This window comes from Pseudoclavibacter terrae (genome assembly GCF_008831075.1).
Lineage (GTDB): Bacteria > Actinomycetota > Actinomycetes > Actinomycetales > Microbacteriaceae > Pseudoclavibacter > Pseudoclavibacter terrae.
In genome coordinates, this window is sequence record NZ_WBJX01000001.1 from 725217 (window position 1) to 740789 (window position 15573).

Here is a 15573-nt window from a genome sequence, read left to right on the forward strand (position 1 = left end):
GCCGTCCTGCGCCTGAGGGGTAGACTTCACTGTGGTCGTGCGGATCGCTCGGCCCCCGGCGTGCCGGTACGCACGCAGTCGACTCCCTGGCGAGGTTTCCCGCTCGCCCGGAGTGCGCCGTTCGGATATTGCGAATGACTTCTCTCTCTGCTCCTGTGATGACGTCTGCCCCCAGGCTGCCGCTCGTCCCTCTGATCGCGCTTGCGTTCTCCACCTTCATCAGCGTCACGATCGAGATGCTGCCCACTGGCCTGCTCGAGCTCATGACCGTCGATCTCGGCGCGACGCGCGCGGAGATCGGCTGGCTCATGACGATCTTCGCGTTCACGGTCGTGCTGACGAGTACCCCGTTGACGGCGCTCACGAAGCGCGTCCCCCGCCACGCGCTGCTGGTTGTCGTCCTGGCGGTCTTCGCCGTCGGCTCCATCGCCTCGGCGTTCGCGCCCACGTATGCGTGGCTTGTCGTGACGCGCGTGGTCACGGGCCTGGCCCATGGCGTGTTCTGGGCGGTGGTCGCGTCCTATATCTCGCTCATCGCGCCGAAGGAGCTGCTGACGCGCGCGGTGTCGATCACGCTCGGCGGCGGCGCGATCGCCTACGTCCTCGGGGTGCCGATCGGCACTGCGCTCGGGCAGGCGTTCGGCTGGCGGTTCGCGTTCGGCTCGCTCGCGGTCGTGACGCTGCTCGTCGCGGTGCTGCTTTGGTTCCTGCTGCCGCGCGTGAACCACCTCGACGACTCCTATTTCACGCGGCCGATCGCGCTTCCGGACGACTCGGACGAGGAGGCGGTGCCTGCGAAGCGCGTCCGCTTCGCGCAGCGCTCGCTGCTGACGGTGATCCTGCTGTGCGTCATCACGCTCATCACGATGACTGCCCAGTACGCCTTCTACTCGTACATCTCGCCGTACTCGCTCGATGTCATCGGCTTCCCCGTCGAGACGTTGAGCCTCGTGCTCTTCGCGTACGGCATCGCGTCGGCGGGCGGGACGGCGCTCGCTGGCGTGTTCTTCACGGCACGTCCGCGCGTCGGCCTCGCGACCGGCTACGGCCTCATGCTCATCGCGGTGACGCTGCTGCTGTTCGCGCACGACACGACGGTGGCGCTCGTCGCGCTCGTCATCTGGGGGCTCGGGATGGGCGTGCTGCCGCCGCTGCTGCAGTCGCGCATCCTGAATGCCGCGCCGTCTCGCCACCGCGACCTCTCGAGCGCGCTGTACACGTCGGGCTTCAACTTCGGTATCGGCTCGGGCGCGCTCGTGGGCGGTCTGCTGCTGGATGCGGCGGGTCTCGTGGCGCTGCCGGTGTTCTTCCTGGCGATGGTCGGGCTCGGCCTGGTGAGCGCGCTGGTGCTCGACGCGGTGCTGGCTAGGCGTCCGCTGCAGCAGACGAGCTGACGCCGGACGCTCTGAAGGCCGCCGGGGTCGCCGCGGGCAGGGTGATGGTGTCGGTGCTGAGGCTTGTCGAGCTGAGGTCGTCGGCGACCCGCTGGAGTCCGTCGCGCACTGCGGCGATGGTCGGGGACGCCGCGCTCGCGGTTCGGATCGAGGTGAAGATCTCGCGCCGTGGAGCCCCGGCGAGGCTGAGGAATCGCACGCTGGGCGTGGAGTGGGCCCAGGTGAGGTCGTTGAGGATGCCGACGGCGTGGCCGGTCTCGATGAACCGCATCTGGGCCTGCAGGTCGGCGGTCTCGTAGCGCACGTCGGGTTCGAAGCCGGCGACGCGGCACTGCTGCTCTCCCCAGTGGCGGGATGCGGACCCCTGCGGTTCCATGACCCAGGCGAGCTGGGCTGCATCGGCGAGGGTGGTGACGGGGGAGTCGACGGGCACGGCGAGGCGCAGCGCGTCGCCGGTGAGGAGCCGTTGGTCGAGCCCGGGGTGGTGGGGTGCGGCGTGGCCGGGGTACTGCTCGGCGACGACGACGTCGAAGTCTCCCGCGAAGGTGTCGAAGAGCGCGGATTCCGGCTCGTGCTGCACCATCTCGATGCGGAGGCCGGGGTGCTCTTCCTCCAGGACGCGGAGGAGCGGCGGGATGAGCGTGAGGGCCGCGGATTGGAACACGGCGATGCGAACCGTGCCAACGGCGCGGCTGGTGGAGGCGAGGACCTCCTGCTCTGCGATCTCGAGTCGTTCGAGGATCTCGGCCGTGTGCCCTGCGAGGATCTCGGCCTGCTGGGTGAGCTGCACGCGGCGCCCGTGCTTGCGGAGGAGTTCGACGCCGAGCTCGGCTTCGAGGGCGGAGAGCTGCTGGGAGACGGCCGATGGCGAGAAGTTGAGCGCCTTGGCGACTTCGGCGAGGGTGCCACGGAGCTGCACTTCGCGGAGGAGTCGGAGCTTGCGTACGTCGAGCATGATTAATCATCACACGCACTGACGAAAACGCGTCAATTTCCTTCACTTTACCTAACGGAAGTCGGGTGTCGATACTGGTCACATGACCGCCACCGAGACGCCTGTCTTCCCCACAGATTCCCTCACCGAGCTCGCGCCGGAGGCTGTCGCGCTCGTGCGCCGATGGCTGACCGAGGCGGCCGAGATCCCGGTGGACGCATCCGCCGCGCAGCTCGCCGGCGTGCTGAAGGACCCGCAGGGTCTGGACTTCACGGTCGGATTCGTTGACGGCGTGGTGCGCCCCGAGGACCTCAAGGTCGCGGCGCGCAAGCTCGGCGCGATCGCCGACCAGGTGCCAGGGTTCCTGCCCTGGTACATGAAGAGCGCCGTGCGGGTCGGTGGCGCGGTGGCGCCAGTCCTGCCCGGCGTCGTGGTGCCGGCGGCGCGCAAGGTCCTGCGGGACATGGTCGGGCACCTCATCATCGATGCGACCGACTCGAAGCTCGGGCCCGCGATCGACAACATCCGAGGCAAGGGCGTGCGGCTCAACATGAACCTGCTCGGCGAGGCGGTGCTCGGCAAGAAGGAAGCCGCGCGTCGTCTCGACGGCACGACGAAGCTCCTGGCCCGCGACGACGTCGACTACGTCTCGATCAAGGTCTCGTCGACCACCGCACCGCACCAGCCGTGGGCCTTCGACGAGGCCGTCGCCGATGTCGTCGAGGAGCTGACTCCGCTCTACCGTCTCGCCGTGAACAGTCCGACGCGCAAGTTCATCAACCTCGACATGGAGGAGTACAAGGATCTCGAGATGACCATGGCGGTCTTCACGCGCATCCTCGACGAGCCGGAGTTCCTCAACCTCGAGGCCGGCATCGTGCTGCAGGCCTACCTCCCCGACGCCCTCGCGGCCATGATCCGACTGCAGGAGTGGTCGGCGCGTCGCGTCGCGCGTGGCGGTGCGCCGATCAAGGTGCGGCTCGTGAAGGGGGCGAACCTGCCCATGGAGCGCGTGGAGGCGTCGCTGCACGGTTGGCCGCTCGCCACGTGGGGCACGAAGCAGGACTCGGACACCAGTTACAAGCGGGTCATCGACTACGCACTGACCCCCGAGCGGGTGAAGAACGTGCGCGTGGGTGTCGCCGGTCACAACCTCTTCGACGTCGCGTTCTCCTGGCTGCTCGCCCAGCGCCGGGGCGCGACGGACGGCATCGAGTACGAGATGCTGCTCGGGATGGCGCAGAGCCAAGCTGAGGTCGTGAAGCGCGAGGTCGGCGGGCTGCTGCTGTACGTGCCGGTCGTGCACCCGCAGGAGTTCGACGTGGCGATCGCCTACCTCATCCGCCGCCTCGAAGAAGGGGCGAGCCAGGACAACTTCATGTCGGCGGTGTTCGAGCTCGCCGACAACGAGGAGCTCTTCGAGCGCGAGTCGCAGCGATTCATCGCGTCGCTCGACGCGCTCGACCGTGAGGTGCCGGCGAGCAACCGAGTGCAGGACCGCACCGCGGAACCGAACCCGTTGCCCGCCGACCGCTTCGAGGAGACCCCGGACACGGACCCCTCGCTGCCCGCCAACCAGGCGTGGGCGCGTGGCATCCGCGAACGCGCACAGGCGTCCACGCTCGGCACCGCGACCATCGAGGCGAACACGGTCGGCACCGCCGGCGAACTGGACGCACGTGTCACGCGTGCCGTCACGGGCAGCCAGTCGTGGGGTGCGCTGTCCGGCGCGGCGCGTGCCGAGATCCTGCACCGGGCGGGGGATGCGCTCGAGCGGCGACGCGCCGACCTCATGGAGGTCGCCGCGTCCGAGGCGGGCAAGACCCTCGACCAGTCAGACCCCGAGATCTCGGAGGCCATCGACTTCGCGCACTACTACGCGGAACTCGCTCGCGGCCTCGACGAGGTGGACGGCGCATCCTTCGTTCCGTCGAAGGTCATCGTCGTGACGCCGCCCTGGAACTTCCCCGTGGCCATCCCCGCCGGATCGACCTTGGCCGCGCTCGCGGCTGGCGCATCCGTCATCATCAAGCCGGCGCGGCCCTCGGCGCGCTGCGGCGCGGTGATGGTCGAGGCGCTCTGGGAGGCCGGTGTGCCGCGGGAGGTGCTGCAGTACGTGCAGTTCTCCGACCGCGAGCTGGGCAGCGAGCTCATCAAGAATCCGTCGGTCGACCGCGTCATCCTCACGGGTGGCATCGAGACGGCCGAGCTGTTCCGCTCGTTCCGCCCCGAGCTGCCGCTGCTCGCTGAGACGAGCGGCAAGAACGCCATCATCGTGACGCCGAGCGCCGACTATGACCTCGCGGCGAAGGACGTCGTCGCGTCGGCGTTCGGCCACGCAGGGCAGAAGTGCTCCGCCGCCTCCCTCGTGGTGCTGGTCGGTCAGGCGCAGCGCTCGCGGCGCTTCCGCGAGCAGCTCCTCGACGCCGTGCGCTCGCTCACGGTCGGCTACCCGTGGGACGCGCCGTCGCAGATGGGGCCGATCATCACGCCGGCCTCCGGCAAGCTGCTCGACGGGCTCACGACGCTCGGTGCGGGGGAGCGCTGGGTGGTCGAACCTCGTCAGCTCGACGACAGCGGGAAGCTCTGGAGTCCTGGCGTGCGTGCGGGCGTGCAGCGCGGCTCCGAGTTCCACCTCGTGGAGTACTTCGGTCCGATCCTCGGCATCATGACGGCGGACACGCTCGAGGAGGCGATCGAGATCGTCAACGAGGTCGACTACGGGCTGACGTCCGGCATCCACTCGCTCGACCGCGGTGAGGTGGCGCAGTGGCTCGACACGATCCAGGCGGGAAACCTCTACGTGAACCGGGGGATCACGGGCGCGATCGTGCAGCGCCAGCCGTTCGGCGGTTGGAAGAAGTCGGTGGTCGGATGCACGACCAAGGCGGGCGGGCCGAACTACCTCGTCGGCCTCGGAACCTGGGAGCGGGCTCGCGCCGTCGAGGTCGCGCCGGTCGCGAACGCCAGCGCGCAGACGCTCCTGGATGCTGCGGTGGCGATCGCGAAGGCGCAGCCGGCGGTGCTGACGAGTGGTGACACCGCGATGCTCGAACGCGCGCTCGGCAGCGACGCGCAGGCCTGGGCGGAGGAGTTCGGGCGCGACCGCGACGTGCAGGGGCTGTACGCCGAGCGCAACGTCTTCCGGTACCTGACGTTCCCGGGTGAGATCACGGTGCGGCTCTCCGAGGATGCACGCGTCGCGGATCTCCTGCGGGTCGTCGCGGCCGGACTCGTCGCCGGAGCGCAGCTGCGGGTCTCGACGGGGGTCGAGCTGCCCTCGGCGGCCAAGGCGGCGCTCGCGGGGGCCGGCGTGCGCATGCGGGCTGAGTCCGACGCGGAGTTCCTCTCGGCCGCAGGTTCGCTTCGAGGTGGGCGGATGCGTCTCATCGGTGGCGATGCGGTCGCGTTGGCGCGTGCCGTGGACGGCCGGGTGGACCTGGCGATCTACTCGGGAGCAGTGACCGAATCCGGTCGGGTGGAGACGCTGCCATTCCTTCGGGAGCAGGCGGTGTCCATAACGGCGCACCGTTTCGGCACGCCGAACGCGCTCACCGAGGGTCTTCTCTCTCGGTGATGTTCGATCGCGTTCGAGGTCGCTGAATACCCCCGCGATTCTCCAGCCAGTCTTCTCTCGGTATTCTGATCCGAAGGTTGGGCAGGCTGGTGTCGGGGGTATTCAGTGCCGGGGAATGCACGTCAGGATGTCAGCGAGTGGCTCGGTAGGATCGCGCACTCGGGGGAGTCGTCAGGCTTCTTCTCCGCCGATGACGTAGATCCCGGCGCATTCGAGGAATTCCGCGGAGAGTCGGGCTTGGCCCAATTCACGGGCACATCGACGACGATGAATGCCGCGGCGGGCGCGGATTTCCACGCGTACATCCTGAATACGCACGTCGGAACCGTGCAGCTCTTCGGCAGCCTTCGCCGGAGTTCCGGCTCGGAACGCGAGGGCGTGGATATCTCTCGCATCGAGAGCGAGAAGCTCGTCGTCATCGGAATGATCCGCGGGTCGCTCAAGTTCCGAACCGGCAGCCTCTCTGGTGTGCTCAACCCCGGCGACGTCCTCGTCGTGAACTCGAAGCATCCACTTGTCACGGCGAGTCTCGGCCCCATCGAGACGCTCGGCTTGGCCGTGCCCCTCGACGATGTCGCGAACGATGCGAGAATCACCGTCAGCGACCGCGCCGTCCGCCTGCCCGAGACGGCTCTGACCGCTGCCTTCCTGGCGTTCATCGGCCGCTACCTGGTGGAGGCGACGTCGAGCACCAGGGGCGGCCGTCGGTCACCGGCAGGCACGGAGCCCGTGCTCCACGACCTGCTGCGGGCTGTCCTCGCGCAGGTGACGCTTCCGGCATTGACACCCGCCCAGCATTCGCTGCGGATGAAGGAGGCGGTGCGCGAGCTCATCGAGAAGTACCACGTCATCCAGGGCTTCGACGCGGACAGCATCGCGCGCGCCCTGCACATCAGCAGGCGGAAGCTGTACCGCGATCTCGCCGACGAGGCCGACGGCATCGCGGGGCTCATCGCGGCACGCCGGGTCCAGTCGGCGGCCGCGCTCCTCGTCGAGCAGCCGCAGCGCTCGCTCAACGACGTGTCGGCTGCGGCCGGCTTCGGGGACGCCACGACGATGCGTCGACATTTCCTCACGCGACTCGGCGTGACACCCGCCGACTACCGCAAGGAACGCCCCTGATCGCGTAGCCTCATGTCTGCGGCTCCGGGCTCGCGCTGGGGCGGTCCCGTCGAGGCGCCGGGCGCAGCGCAGCTCCCTGTTCCCCCGTCACCGACAGAAGGATGGCCGTGGCCTCGTCGATTCACCGCCCAGCGCTCGTGACCGCGAAGATCGGGTTCGGTCTGCTCGCCTTCTCCTCGATCGTGTCCGAGATCGCGACGATCATAGAACGCGGCACCTGGGTGCCAGAGAACTTCTTCGCCTACTTCACGATCGAGACCAACATGCTCGTCGTGCTGTCGCTGCTGCTCAGCGCCGTCGCGACAGCGGCCAACGCGCAGGGTGCCAGGATCAACGCCTTCCGCGCCGCCGTCACGGTCTACATCCTCATCGTGGGCATCGGCTTCGCGCTGCTGCTCTCGGGCCTCGTCGACGTCGACTTCACCGCCGTCCCGTGGAACAACACCGTGCTCCACTACGTCATGCCGGTCGTGATGCTGCTCGACCTCCTCATCGACCGGCCGACGAAGCGCATCCGGTTCGGCACGGCGCTCATCTGGCTCATCTTCCCCGCCGGCTACGCGGCCTTCTCGCTCGTGCGCGGCAACCTCATCGGCTGGTACCCCTACCCATTCCTGAACCCCACGGATCAGGGCTACGCGCCGGTTGTGCTCACGATCATCGGGCTCGTCGTGCTCGGGGTCGTGCTCACCTGGCTCGTGACGCTGCTCTCGCGGCGACCAGGCAAGTCGCGCTAGACTTCTGACGGCCGCGACTGGCGTTCAGGTGGGTCACCACCGGGGAGCGGCTCTTCGGGTTTCGAGCCGTTCGCCTGGGCTCGCCGGTTCACGACCACATGTTCGCCGTGCCATCCGGTTTTCTGAAGGAGCCTTCGTGACCGATACGTTCAATTCCCCACTGAGTGAAGTCGACCCCGAGATCGCAGCGGTGCTCGAGCAGGAGCTCGACCGCCAGCGCTCGACACTCGAGATGATCGCCAGCGAGAACTTCGTTCCGCGCGCGGTCCTCGAGGCCACCGGCAGCGTCCTCACCAACAAGTACGCCGAAGGCTACCCCGGTCGCCGCTACTACGGCGGCTGCGAAGTCGTCGACATCGCCGAGAACCTCGCCATCGAGCGCGCCAAGTCGCTGTTCGGCGCGGAGTTCGCAAACGTGCAGCCGCACTCCGGCGCCACCGCCAACGCCGCTGTCATGCACGCCCTCGCGCGCCCCGGCGACACCCTGCTGGGCCTGTCGCTCGACCACGGCGGACACCTCACGCACGGCATGAAGATCAACTTCTCCGGCCGCCTCTACAACATCGTCGCGTACGGCGTCGACGCCGAGACCTCGCAGATCGACATGGAGCAGGTGCGCGAGCTCGCGCTCGAGCACAAGCCGAAGGTCATCGTCGCCGGCTGGTCCGCATACCCGCGTCAGCTCGACTTCGCCAAGTTCCGCGAGATCGCGGACGAGGTCGGCGCCTACCTGTGGGTCGACATGGCGCACTTCGCCGGACTCGTCGCCGCTGGCCTGCACCCCAACCCGGTACCGCACGCGCACGTCACGTCCAGCACGGTCCACAAGACCATCGGCGGCCCACGCTCCGGCTTCATCCTGACCAACGACGCCGACCTGGCGAAGAAGATCAACACAGCGGTCTTCCCCGGCCAGCAGGGTGGCCCCCTCATGCACGTCATCGCCGGCAAGGCGACGGCGTTCAAGCTCGCTGCGACGGACGACTTCAAGGACCGCCAGGAGCGCACGCTGCGCGGCGCGAAGATCGTCGCCGACCGCCTCCAGCAGGCCGACGTGGCCGGCGCCGGCATCTCGGTCCGCTCCGGCGGAACCGACGTGCACCTCATCCTCGTCGACCTCCGCAACGCGGAGATCGACGGCAGGCAGGCCGAGGACCTCCTGCACGAGGTCGGCGTCACCGTCAACCGCAACGCGGTCCCCAACGACCCGCGCCCTCCGCTCATCACGTCGGGACTGCGCATCGGCACGCCCGCGCTCGCGACCCGCGGCTTCGGCGACGTCGAGTTCACCGAGGTGGCCGACGTCATCGCGCTGGCGCTGCTCCCTGACGCGGATGTGCCCGCCCTGCGTGCTCGCACGAAGGCCCTCGCCGACGCGTTCCCGCTCTACCCTGGCCTCGGCGAAGCATGACCGCTGCCGCACTCGACGGCAAGAAGGCCGCGGCCGACATCAAGGCCGAGCTCCGTGAGCGCGTAGCTGCGCTCGCGGAGCGGGGCGTCGTGCCCGGACTCGGGACGATCCTCGTCGGCGACGACCCGGGCTCGAAGTGGTACGTCGCGGGCAAGCACCGCGACTGCGCCGAGGTGGGCATCGAGTCGATCCGCGTCGATCTGCCCACGGAGACCACGCAGGAGGAGCTCGAGGCGGAGATCGATCGCCTCAACGCGGATCCGGCCTGCACGGGGTACATCGTGCAGCTGCCGTTGCCGAAGCACATCGACCAGGACCGCGTGATCGAGCGCATCGACCCGTCGAAGGACGCGGACGGCCTGCACCCCACCAACCTGGGCCGCCTCGTGCTCAACGCCAACGACCCGATCGTGACGCCGCTGCCGTGCACGCCTCGCGGCGTCATCGAGCTGCTGCGTCGCAACGACATCTCGCTGAACGGCAAGCACGTGCTCGTCATCGGGCGCGGCGTGACGGTCGGGCGGTCGATCGGCCCGCTGCTCACGCGCCGCGAGAACAACGCGACGGTCACCCTCACGCACACGGGAACGCCCGACATCGGCGTGCTCGCGCGCGAGGCGGACGTCATCGTGTCCGCGGCGGGTGTCGCCGGCATCGTGCGCCCCGAGTGGGTCAAGCCTGGCGCCGCGGTGCTCGACGTCGGCGTGAGCCGTGTCGAGGACCCGGTGACGGGCAAGTCGAAGGTCGCGGGCGACGTCGACCCCGGCGTCTGGGAGGTGGCGGCCTGGGTGTCGCCGAACCCCGGCGGTGTCGGGCCCATGACGCGCGCGCTGCTGCTCGAGAACGTCGTCGAGCAGGCCGAGCGCCTCAACCCGGCGGTCTAGCGCCGCATCCAGGTAGAGGGCCCGAGCAGTTCATCGAACTGCTCGGGCCCTCTGCTGTAGCTCGTGAATCCCGCGATGCCACGTCGAGGGCGGTGTTGTGGTCGTCAAGGTCGAGTCTTGACGACCACAACACCGCCCTGGGTAGGGCGTGCAGGGCGCGGAGCGGACTTGGGGTCGTCCGCCGCGCGCTACGCCTGGGAGCGGCGCTTGCGGAGTGCGGAGATGCCAAGGACTCCAGCACCGCCGGCCACGAGGGCGACGGCGAGCGTCACGAGCCACGAAGCGTCAGTCGCGCCGGTCTGGGCAAGGGTGGGCGTGCCGCCAGTCTCGGCAGTCGAAGTCGGTGCCGTCACGGGCGGGGCCGCGGATGCTGTCGGCGCGACGGTCGTGCCAGGCATGGGTGCGGCGGTAGGTTCCGCCGTGGGTTCTGCCGTCGGCGGGGCGACCGTCTCGATCGGGCCAGTGGTTGCCGTCGGCGTGGGTGTCGGCGGTGCGATCGGCAGCTCAGGGGTCGTCGGAGGGGCGACTCGGTGCAGGGTCGCCTGCTCGTAGTCGTACGACATTGCAAGGAGTGCGGCGTCCTGGCTGCGCGGTGCGGCGAGCTCGAGGCCGACCGCGGCGCCCGTCGACGTGAAGCCGGCCGGCAGCGACACGGTCGGGATGCCCGTGTTCGCGCCGAGGTCGCAGAACGTGGTGCCGGCCCAGTCGGGCGTCGCGGAGGTCGCGCTCGTCGGCATCGCGAGGGCGTCGAGGTCGTTGTCGATGAAGAACTGGTCCATCGCGGCCTTGCCGGCATCCTGCTCTGCCACGGCGGCGTCGTAGGCCGCGTTCGGGATGTCCTCGTTGCTGAGGAAGGAGTCGATGTCGTCCTGCGTCATCGACGACTTCCCGTCGGCGATGACGTCGGCGAAGGTCAGCTCGTCCGGGTCGCCCGTGAGCTCGGCCAGGCCCTCTGGCCACGCCGCCGCCGTGCTGGCGAAGAACGAGTCGATGCTGGGGCGCATGTCGATCCAGCCGCCGCTCTTGAGCGTGCCGGTAAGGAACTCGCTTGTGAAGGCCGGCAACTCGACGACCTCGGCGCCCTGTGCGCGGAGGTCCTCGACGGCCTGGTCGATGAGGGCCGTCGTCTCCTCGAGGCCGGGGCGGTCGGGGTTCTCCTCGTAGTCCCATCGGATGTAGCCGATGCGCTGCCCTTCGAGGGCGGAGCCGCTGAGGCCCGCGACGTAGGAGGTGGTGTCCTGCTCGTTGGCGATGACGGTCTGCGGGTCGGTCGGGTCGTACCCGGCGAGCACCTCCATGAGGAGCGCGGCGTCGGTGACCGTGGTGGTCATGGGGCCGGAGACGTCCTGTCGCAGCGAGAGCGGCACGATGCCGGTTACGCTCGTGAGCCCCATCGTGGGGCGGTAGCCGACGAGGCTCTGGTGGGCGCTCGGGCCGACGATCGAGCCGCAGGAGTCGGTGCCGAGTCCGGCGGGGGCGAAGGCGGCGGCGACGGCCGCACCGGTTCCGCCGCTCGAGCCGCTGGCGCTGTTCGCCTGGTTGTATGGGTTGTTCGTGCGCCCGCGTTCGGAGCTCAGCGTGTAGGTGCCGTGCCACGCGAACTCGGAGAGGTTCGTCTTGGCGATGATGATCGCTCCGGCGTCGCGGAGGCGCTGCACCGCCGTCGAGTCGAGCTCGGTCTGGTAGGTGTGCAGGGATGCGCTGCCCGCAGTCGTGGGCATGTCGAACGTCGCGTAGTTGTCCTTGACCAGGATCGGGACGCCATGCAGCGGGCCGCGGAGGGTGCCGGCGGCGCGCTCGGCGTCGAGCTCGGCGGCCGTGCTGAGCGCGTCCGGGTTGGCGAGGATCACGGCTGCCAGGCCGGGCTGGTCGCCGTACGGGTCGTCGTAGGCGGCGATGCGGTCGAGGTACCGCTGCGTGAGGTCGACGGAGGTGGTCCGCCCCGCCTCGAGGAGCGCAAGCGCATCCGTGATGCTGAGGTTCACGACCTCTGACGCTGCGGGGAGCGTGACCTCGGTGCTTGGGGCACCGAATGCTGACGGGGCGGTGAGAGCGGCGCTCAGGGCCAAGCCGGAGCAGAGGGCGGTGGCGGCGGTGATCTGGGTGACTCGGCGGAATGCGGGCTTGTGTGGCAACGGAGACCTTTGCGAGGAGGGGACGACGGGGGTGTCGTCAGTCTCGGCCGGGCCGGTTTCGCTGCTGTTTCGAGCGTGTGTTGTTTTCCGCACATCCGGGGTGTTCAGTCGCGCGTCGCGACGACCCTTGTGAGCGTGATGCGGGTCTGCTTCTTTGGCAGGGCTTTGCCTTCGCGGCGGTCCACGTACTCGGTCTCGCTGACGCGGAACGTGCGGCCGGGGCGGTGGGGAGTGTGCAGGTCGGGGAACACTCCGCGGGCGACCTGCTCGAGCAGCTCGAGCCCTTCGGCCTCGGTGCCGACTGGCTCGGAGTGCCCGAGCTTGGTGCCGACTGCGCTGATGCTGACGGTCTCGGTGATGACCACGTACTGCTCGCTCATGCTGATCCTCCAGTGCTGGGCCGGGGTGCATCCCGACACCTTCACGGTACGAGCAGGGCGGCGGCGGGCGCTTCGGCCGTGCGACTGAGTTGCGGCGATACCCGGCCGAGCGGCTCAGCCCTGAGGCTGAGCCTGGCGCTGCGCGTCGAACGAGGCGAGCAGCTGCTCGACGCGCTCCGTGATGACCTCGCTCCCGTATTCAGGGGCGGATGCGATGGTGCCGTCGGCGGCCAGCAGGAGCGCTGCGGGGGTGGCTTCGGCTTCGAAGTACTCGGTGACCGCCTTCGCCCCGAAGTAGGTGGAGGGGAGGGCGCTCGGGTAGCTCTTCTTGATGGAGGCGCGGCTCGAGGAGGTGGCGACGATGATCTGCGCGTCGTCGCCCATGCGCCGCGACCAGTCGCCGATCTGGCTGAGCACGGGGCCGCAGGAGCCGCATCCGACTCTCGCGAAGATGAGGATGGTCGTCTTGCGGGGGATGACGACGAGGTTGTAGAGGAGTTCGGGGGAGCCGTCTCCCGACACGAGCTCGAGGTTGTGGGGGATCATGTCGCGCGCGCTCGGGTCCGAGATGAGGTCGGGGCCCTGCTCGACGAGTTCGAAGTCCTGCCCTGAGCTCACCGCTCCGGCCGTCGACGCCGCGGTGGGAGCCGGCGTCTTCACGAGGCTCGCGATGATGCCGAGGAGGGCTGTGATCGCGATCGCGACGAGCCACATCCAGTCGCCCAGCGAGAAGAGGGCCAGCTGGGTCGGCACGCCGAGGGCCATGCCAGGGATGACGGTCGCCAGCAGGGCGGCCACGGTGAGGCCGGCGTTGCGCCAGATCGTGATCTGGCTGACGGGTTCGGTGCTGAGGGCGCCGAAGCAGTTGCAGTCGACGGCCTGGCGCTTGGCGACGCTTCGGGCGACGACGGTGAGGTAGGCGGCCATCAGGAGGGTGCTGAGGCTGGCCGCGACGAGGTACGCGGGGCCGCTCAGGAGGAGGAGTGCTGCCCCGAGGATGATCTCGCCGATCGGCAGGGCGACGGCGGTCCAGGGTTTCCGGAGCGCGGCGGGTACCCCGAAGGCGGCGAACGACTGCAGTGTGCGGGAGCGTTGGGGCAGCTTCAGGGCTCCGCTTGCGATGAGGACGCAGGCGACGAGAACTGGGAAGATCACGAGGGTGGGTAGCACTCGTTCATTATCGCTGGTGTGCGGCGCGTCGCCTCGTCGAGCTTGACCGTCGGCTCGGCGCCGTCGAAGATCGACGCATGCGCCTGAATTCCCTCGATGTGGTGCGCGGCTTCGCGATCTTCGCCATGATCATCGCTCACACGGTCGTGTTCTTGGATGACCGCGAGCCGCGGGCGCTGGAGGTGCTGTTCCACTTCCTGAACGATGCGGCGTCGCCGCTGTTCGCGTTGGTGATCGGTGTGACTGCCGGCTACCAGCTGCGGGAGGCTTCGCGGTGGGATGCGCGTCGGAAGAGCTTCTTCGCGATCTCGTGGGTCATCAAGTCGATCGTGCTCATCCTCGTTGGCCTGCTGTTGAGTATCAACTTCTCTGGCGTGCTCATCGTGTTGGACTTCCTGGGCATCATGATGCTCGCGGCGACGCCGTTCCTCTTCCTTCCTGCGGCGTGGTCTGCGGGTGCTGCGCTGGTGTTCCTGGCGGCGGCCCCGATCGTGAACGAGGCGGCGCGCAACTGGGCGCTGACGTCGGCGTTCTCGCCGACGTCGATGTACAACCCGACGGCCCTGCTGCTGGATTGGACGGTGCTGGGTTCGGCGTACCGCCTCACGAACCTGCTGCCGATGCTGCTGATCGGCTTCCTGCTGGCGCGGTGGCAGCTCGGCGATCTGCGCCGCACGGCGTGGGTGTTCGGCGGGGGAGCGGTGCTGCTCGGTGCGTCATTGCTCATGCGCCGTTGGGAAGAGGCGACGACGGGGGTGGCTCAGTCCGGTTCGTATGGTGATGAGGCTCGTGACCTTGGGCTCGCGCTGCTGGCGTACGCGGGCATCCAGCTGCTCGGCGACTTCTCGGGTGAGCGGATGCGCACCTGGTTCGCGAGGCTGACGAGGCCGCTTGCTGACATGGGCACGATGGCGTTCACGATCTACTGTCTGCACGTGCTGATTCTGACGGCGATATGGTCGCAGCTGCTGCTCGGGGAGGAGAACTGGCTGGCTGGGCCGGGGCTCATCTATCGGCAGCCGCAGGGTGTGCTGACGATGGTCGCCATCATGGTGGTGTGCATGCTGTTCGCCACGCTCTGGCGCCGGTATCTCGGGGTGGGCCCGTTGGAGCGGGTCATCGGTGTGCTGTCGCTCAGGCACCCGCCGGAAACATTGCTTGCAGTTCCTTCCGCTTCGACCAGGCGATCCGAACCAGCTCTTCCAGCACCTCGAGGTTGAGCGACGAGAAGCGGCCGGCCCAGATGCAGTCCTTGCCGAGCTTCACCTTCCCGAGCTGCTCGATGAGGCCTTCGGGGGCCCACATCTGCAGGCCGTAGATGGACATCGACGCCTTGCGGGGCGCGAATCCCAGGATCATCGCATCGCCCGAATGGCCGCTCTCGTACGTGTAGTGGTAGCTGCCGTAGCCGATCATCGTCGGCCCCCACACGACGGCGTCCTCGCCCGTGACCCGATCCATGATCTCCCTCAGTATGCGGGCGTCCTCGCGCCGACCCGCGGGCTCCGCCTGGTCGATGATGAGATCGGGTGAGACATCTGACGGCTTCGTCTTCGTTTCTGCCATGACGAGAGTATGGACCCGGCCACCGACAAGACGGGCCCAACGTCGCTGAACCCCGGCCGCGATTCGCGATAGGATTCCCCACGGTCGCCGCACGCCAGGCGACTGTGGGGCCTGTAGCTCAGTTGGCAGAGCATCGGACTTTTAATCCGCGGGTCGTGGGTTCGAGCCCCACCGGGCCCACTCCACCTCGTTCAGCGTCCTCGCGGCGAGAGTGCAGGCTGCACGTCGGGAGCATCGTCTGACGATCTTTCGCGGACACAGGG

General features: G+C 68.7%; 12 protein-coding genes, 1 tRNA gene and 1 riboswitch. Of the genes, 8 read left to right on the forward strand and 5 right to left on the reverse strand.

The features are described from left to right. The first annotated feature begins 158 nt into the window (after positions 1–158). Complete coding sequence (locus tag F8O03_RS03370) at positions 159–1394, forward strand: MFS transporter (RefSeq protein WP_167516453.1); 1236 nt, start codon at positions 159–161, stop codon at positions 1392–1394. Here the strand turns inward: F8O03_RS03370 and F8O03_RS03375 are convergent. Further along, complete coding sequence (locus F8O03_RS03375; RefSeq protein ID WP_151422355.1) at positions 1366–2349, reverse strand: LysR family transcriptional regulator; 984 nt, start codon at positions 2347–2349, stop codon at positions 1366–1368. The two genes, F8O03_RS03370 and F8O03_RS03375, sit on opposite strands and share 29 nt — an antisense overlap. Positions 2350–2431: 82 nt before the next feature. On the opposite strand from F8O03_RS03375, the gene F8O03_RS03380 reads away from it, so the two are divergent. From F8O03_RS03380 to F8O03_RS03400, 5 genes are all read left to right on the forward strand, one after another. Beyond that, entirely contained in the window at positions 2432–5905 is a 3474-nt protein-coding gene (locus F8O03_RS03380) for a bifunctional proline dehydrogenase/L-glutamate gamma-semialdehyde dehydrogenase (protein ID WP_151422356.1), read from the forward strand. Positions 5906–6142: 237 nt separating this feature from the next. Further along, positions 6143–7027 (forward strand): AraC family transcriptional regulator, encoded by an 885-nt coding sequence (locus tag F8O03_RS03385; RefSeq protein WP_151422357.1) that lies wholly within the window; start codon positions 6143–6145, stop codon positions 7025–7027. Positions 7028–7134: 107 nt separating this feature from the next. Beyond that, positions 7135–7764: a Pr6Pr family membrane protein gene (locus F8O03_RS03390; protein ID WP_151422358.1), complete on the forward strand. Its 630-nt coding sequence runs from the start codon at positions 7135–7137 to the stop codon at positions 7762–7764. A gap of 3 nt (positions 7765–7767) precedes the next feature. Then, positions 7768–7851, forward strand: a riboswitch (ZMP/ZTP riboswitch). 49 nt (positions 7852–7900) lie between these two features. Further along, on the forward strand, positions 7901–9175 hold the full coding sequence (gene glyA, locus F8O03_RS03395; RefSeq protein WP_104253973.1) for a serine hydroxymethyltransferase: 1275 nt from the start codon (positions 7901–7903) through the stop codon (positions 9173–9175). After that, positions 9172–10059, forward strand: coding sequence for a bifunctional methylenetetrahydrofolate dehydrogenase/methenyltetrahydrofolate cyclohydrolase (locus F8O03_RS03400; RefSeq protein WP_151422359.1), 888 nt, complete (start codon positions 9172–9174; stop codon positions 10057–10059). Before glyA ends, F8O03_RS03400 begins: the two co-directional genes overlap by 4 nt. 188 nt (positions 10060–10247) lie before the next feature. Here the strand turns inward: F8O03_RS03400 and F8O03_RS03405 are convergent, their stop codons facing one another. The 3 genes from F8O03_RS03405 to F8O03_RS03415 form a co-directional block, all read right to left on the reverse strand. Beyond that, complete coding sequence (locus F8O03_RS03405) at positions 10248–12194, reverse strand: amidase (RefSeq protein WP_151422360.1); 1947 nt, start codon at positions 12192–12194, stop codon at positions 10248–10250. A gap of 104 nt (positions 12195–12298) precedes the next feature. Continuing rightward, complete coding sequence (locus F8O03_RS18390; RefSeq protein ID WP_104312661.1) at positions 12299–12574, reverse strand: hypothetical protein; 276 nt, start codon at positions 12572–12574, stop codon at positions 12299–12301. Positions 12575–12688: 114 nt separating this feature from the next. Continuing rightward, positions 12689–13729 carry a MauE/DoxX family redox-associated membrane protein gene (locus F8O03_RS03415; RefSeq protein WP_167516454.1) on the reverse strand — a complete coding sequence of 347 codons (1041 nt, stop codon included), beginning with the start codon at positions 13727–13729 and terminating at the stop codon, positions 12689–12691. A gap of 92 nt (positions 13730–13821) precedes the next feature. Between F8O03_RS03415 and F8O03_RS03420 the strand changes: the two genes are divergently transcribed. Next, complete coding sequence (locus F8O03_RS03420) at positions 13822–14964, forward strand: acyltransferase family protein (protein WP_151422362.1); 1143 nt, start codon at positions 13822–13824, stop codon at positions 14962–14964. Here the strand turns inward: F8O03_RS03420 and F8O03_RS03425 are convergent. Continuing rightward, positions 14879–15310: a DUF1801 domain-containing protein gene (locus tag F8O03_RS03425; protein ID WP_151422363.1), complete on the reverse strand. Its 432-nt coding sequence runs from the start codon at positions 15308–15310 to the stop codon at positions 14879–14881. The genes F8O03_RS03420 and F8O03_RS03425 overlap by 86 nt on opposite strands. Positions 15311–15417: 107 nt before the next feature. Here F8O03_RS03425 and F8O03_RS03430 point away from each other — a divergent pair. Further along, positions 15418–15490 (forward strand) — tRNA-Lys (locus F8O03_RS03430). The last annotated feature ends 83 nt before the right edge of the window (positions 15491–15573 follow it).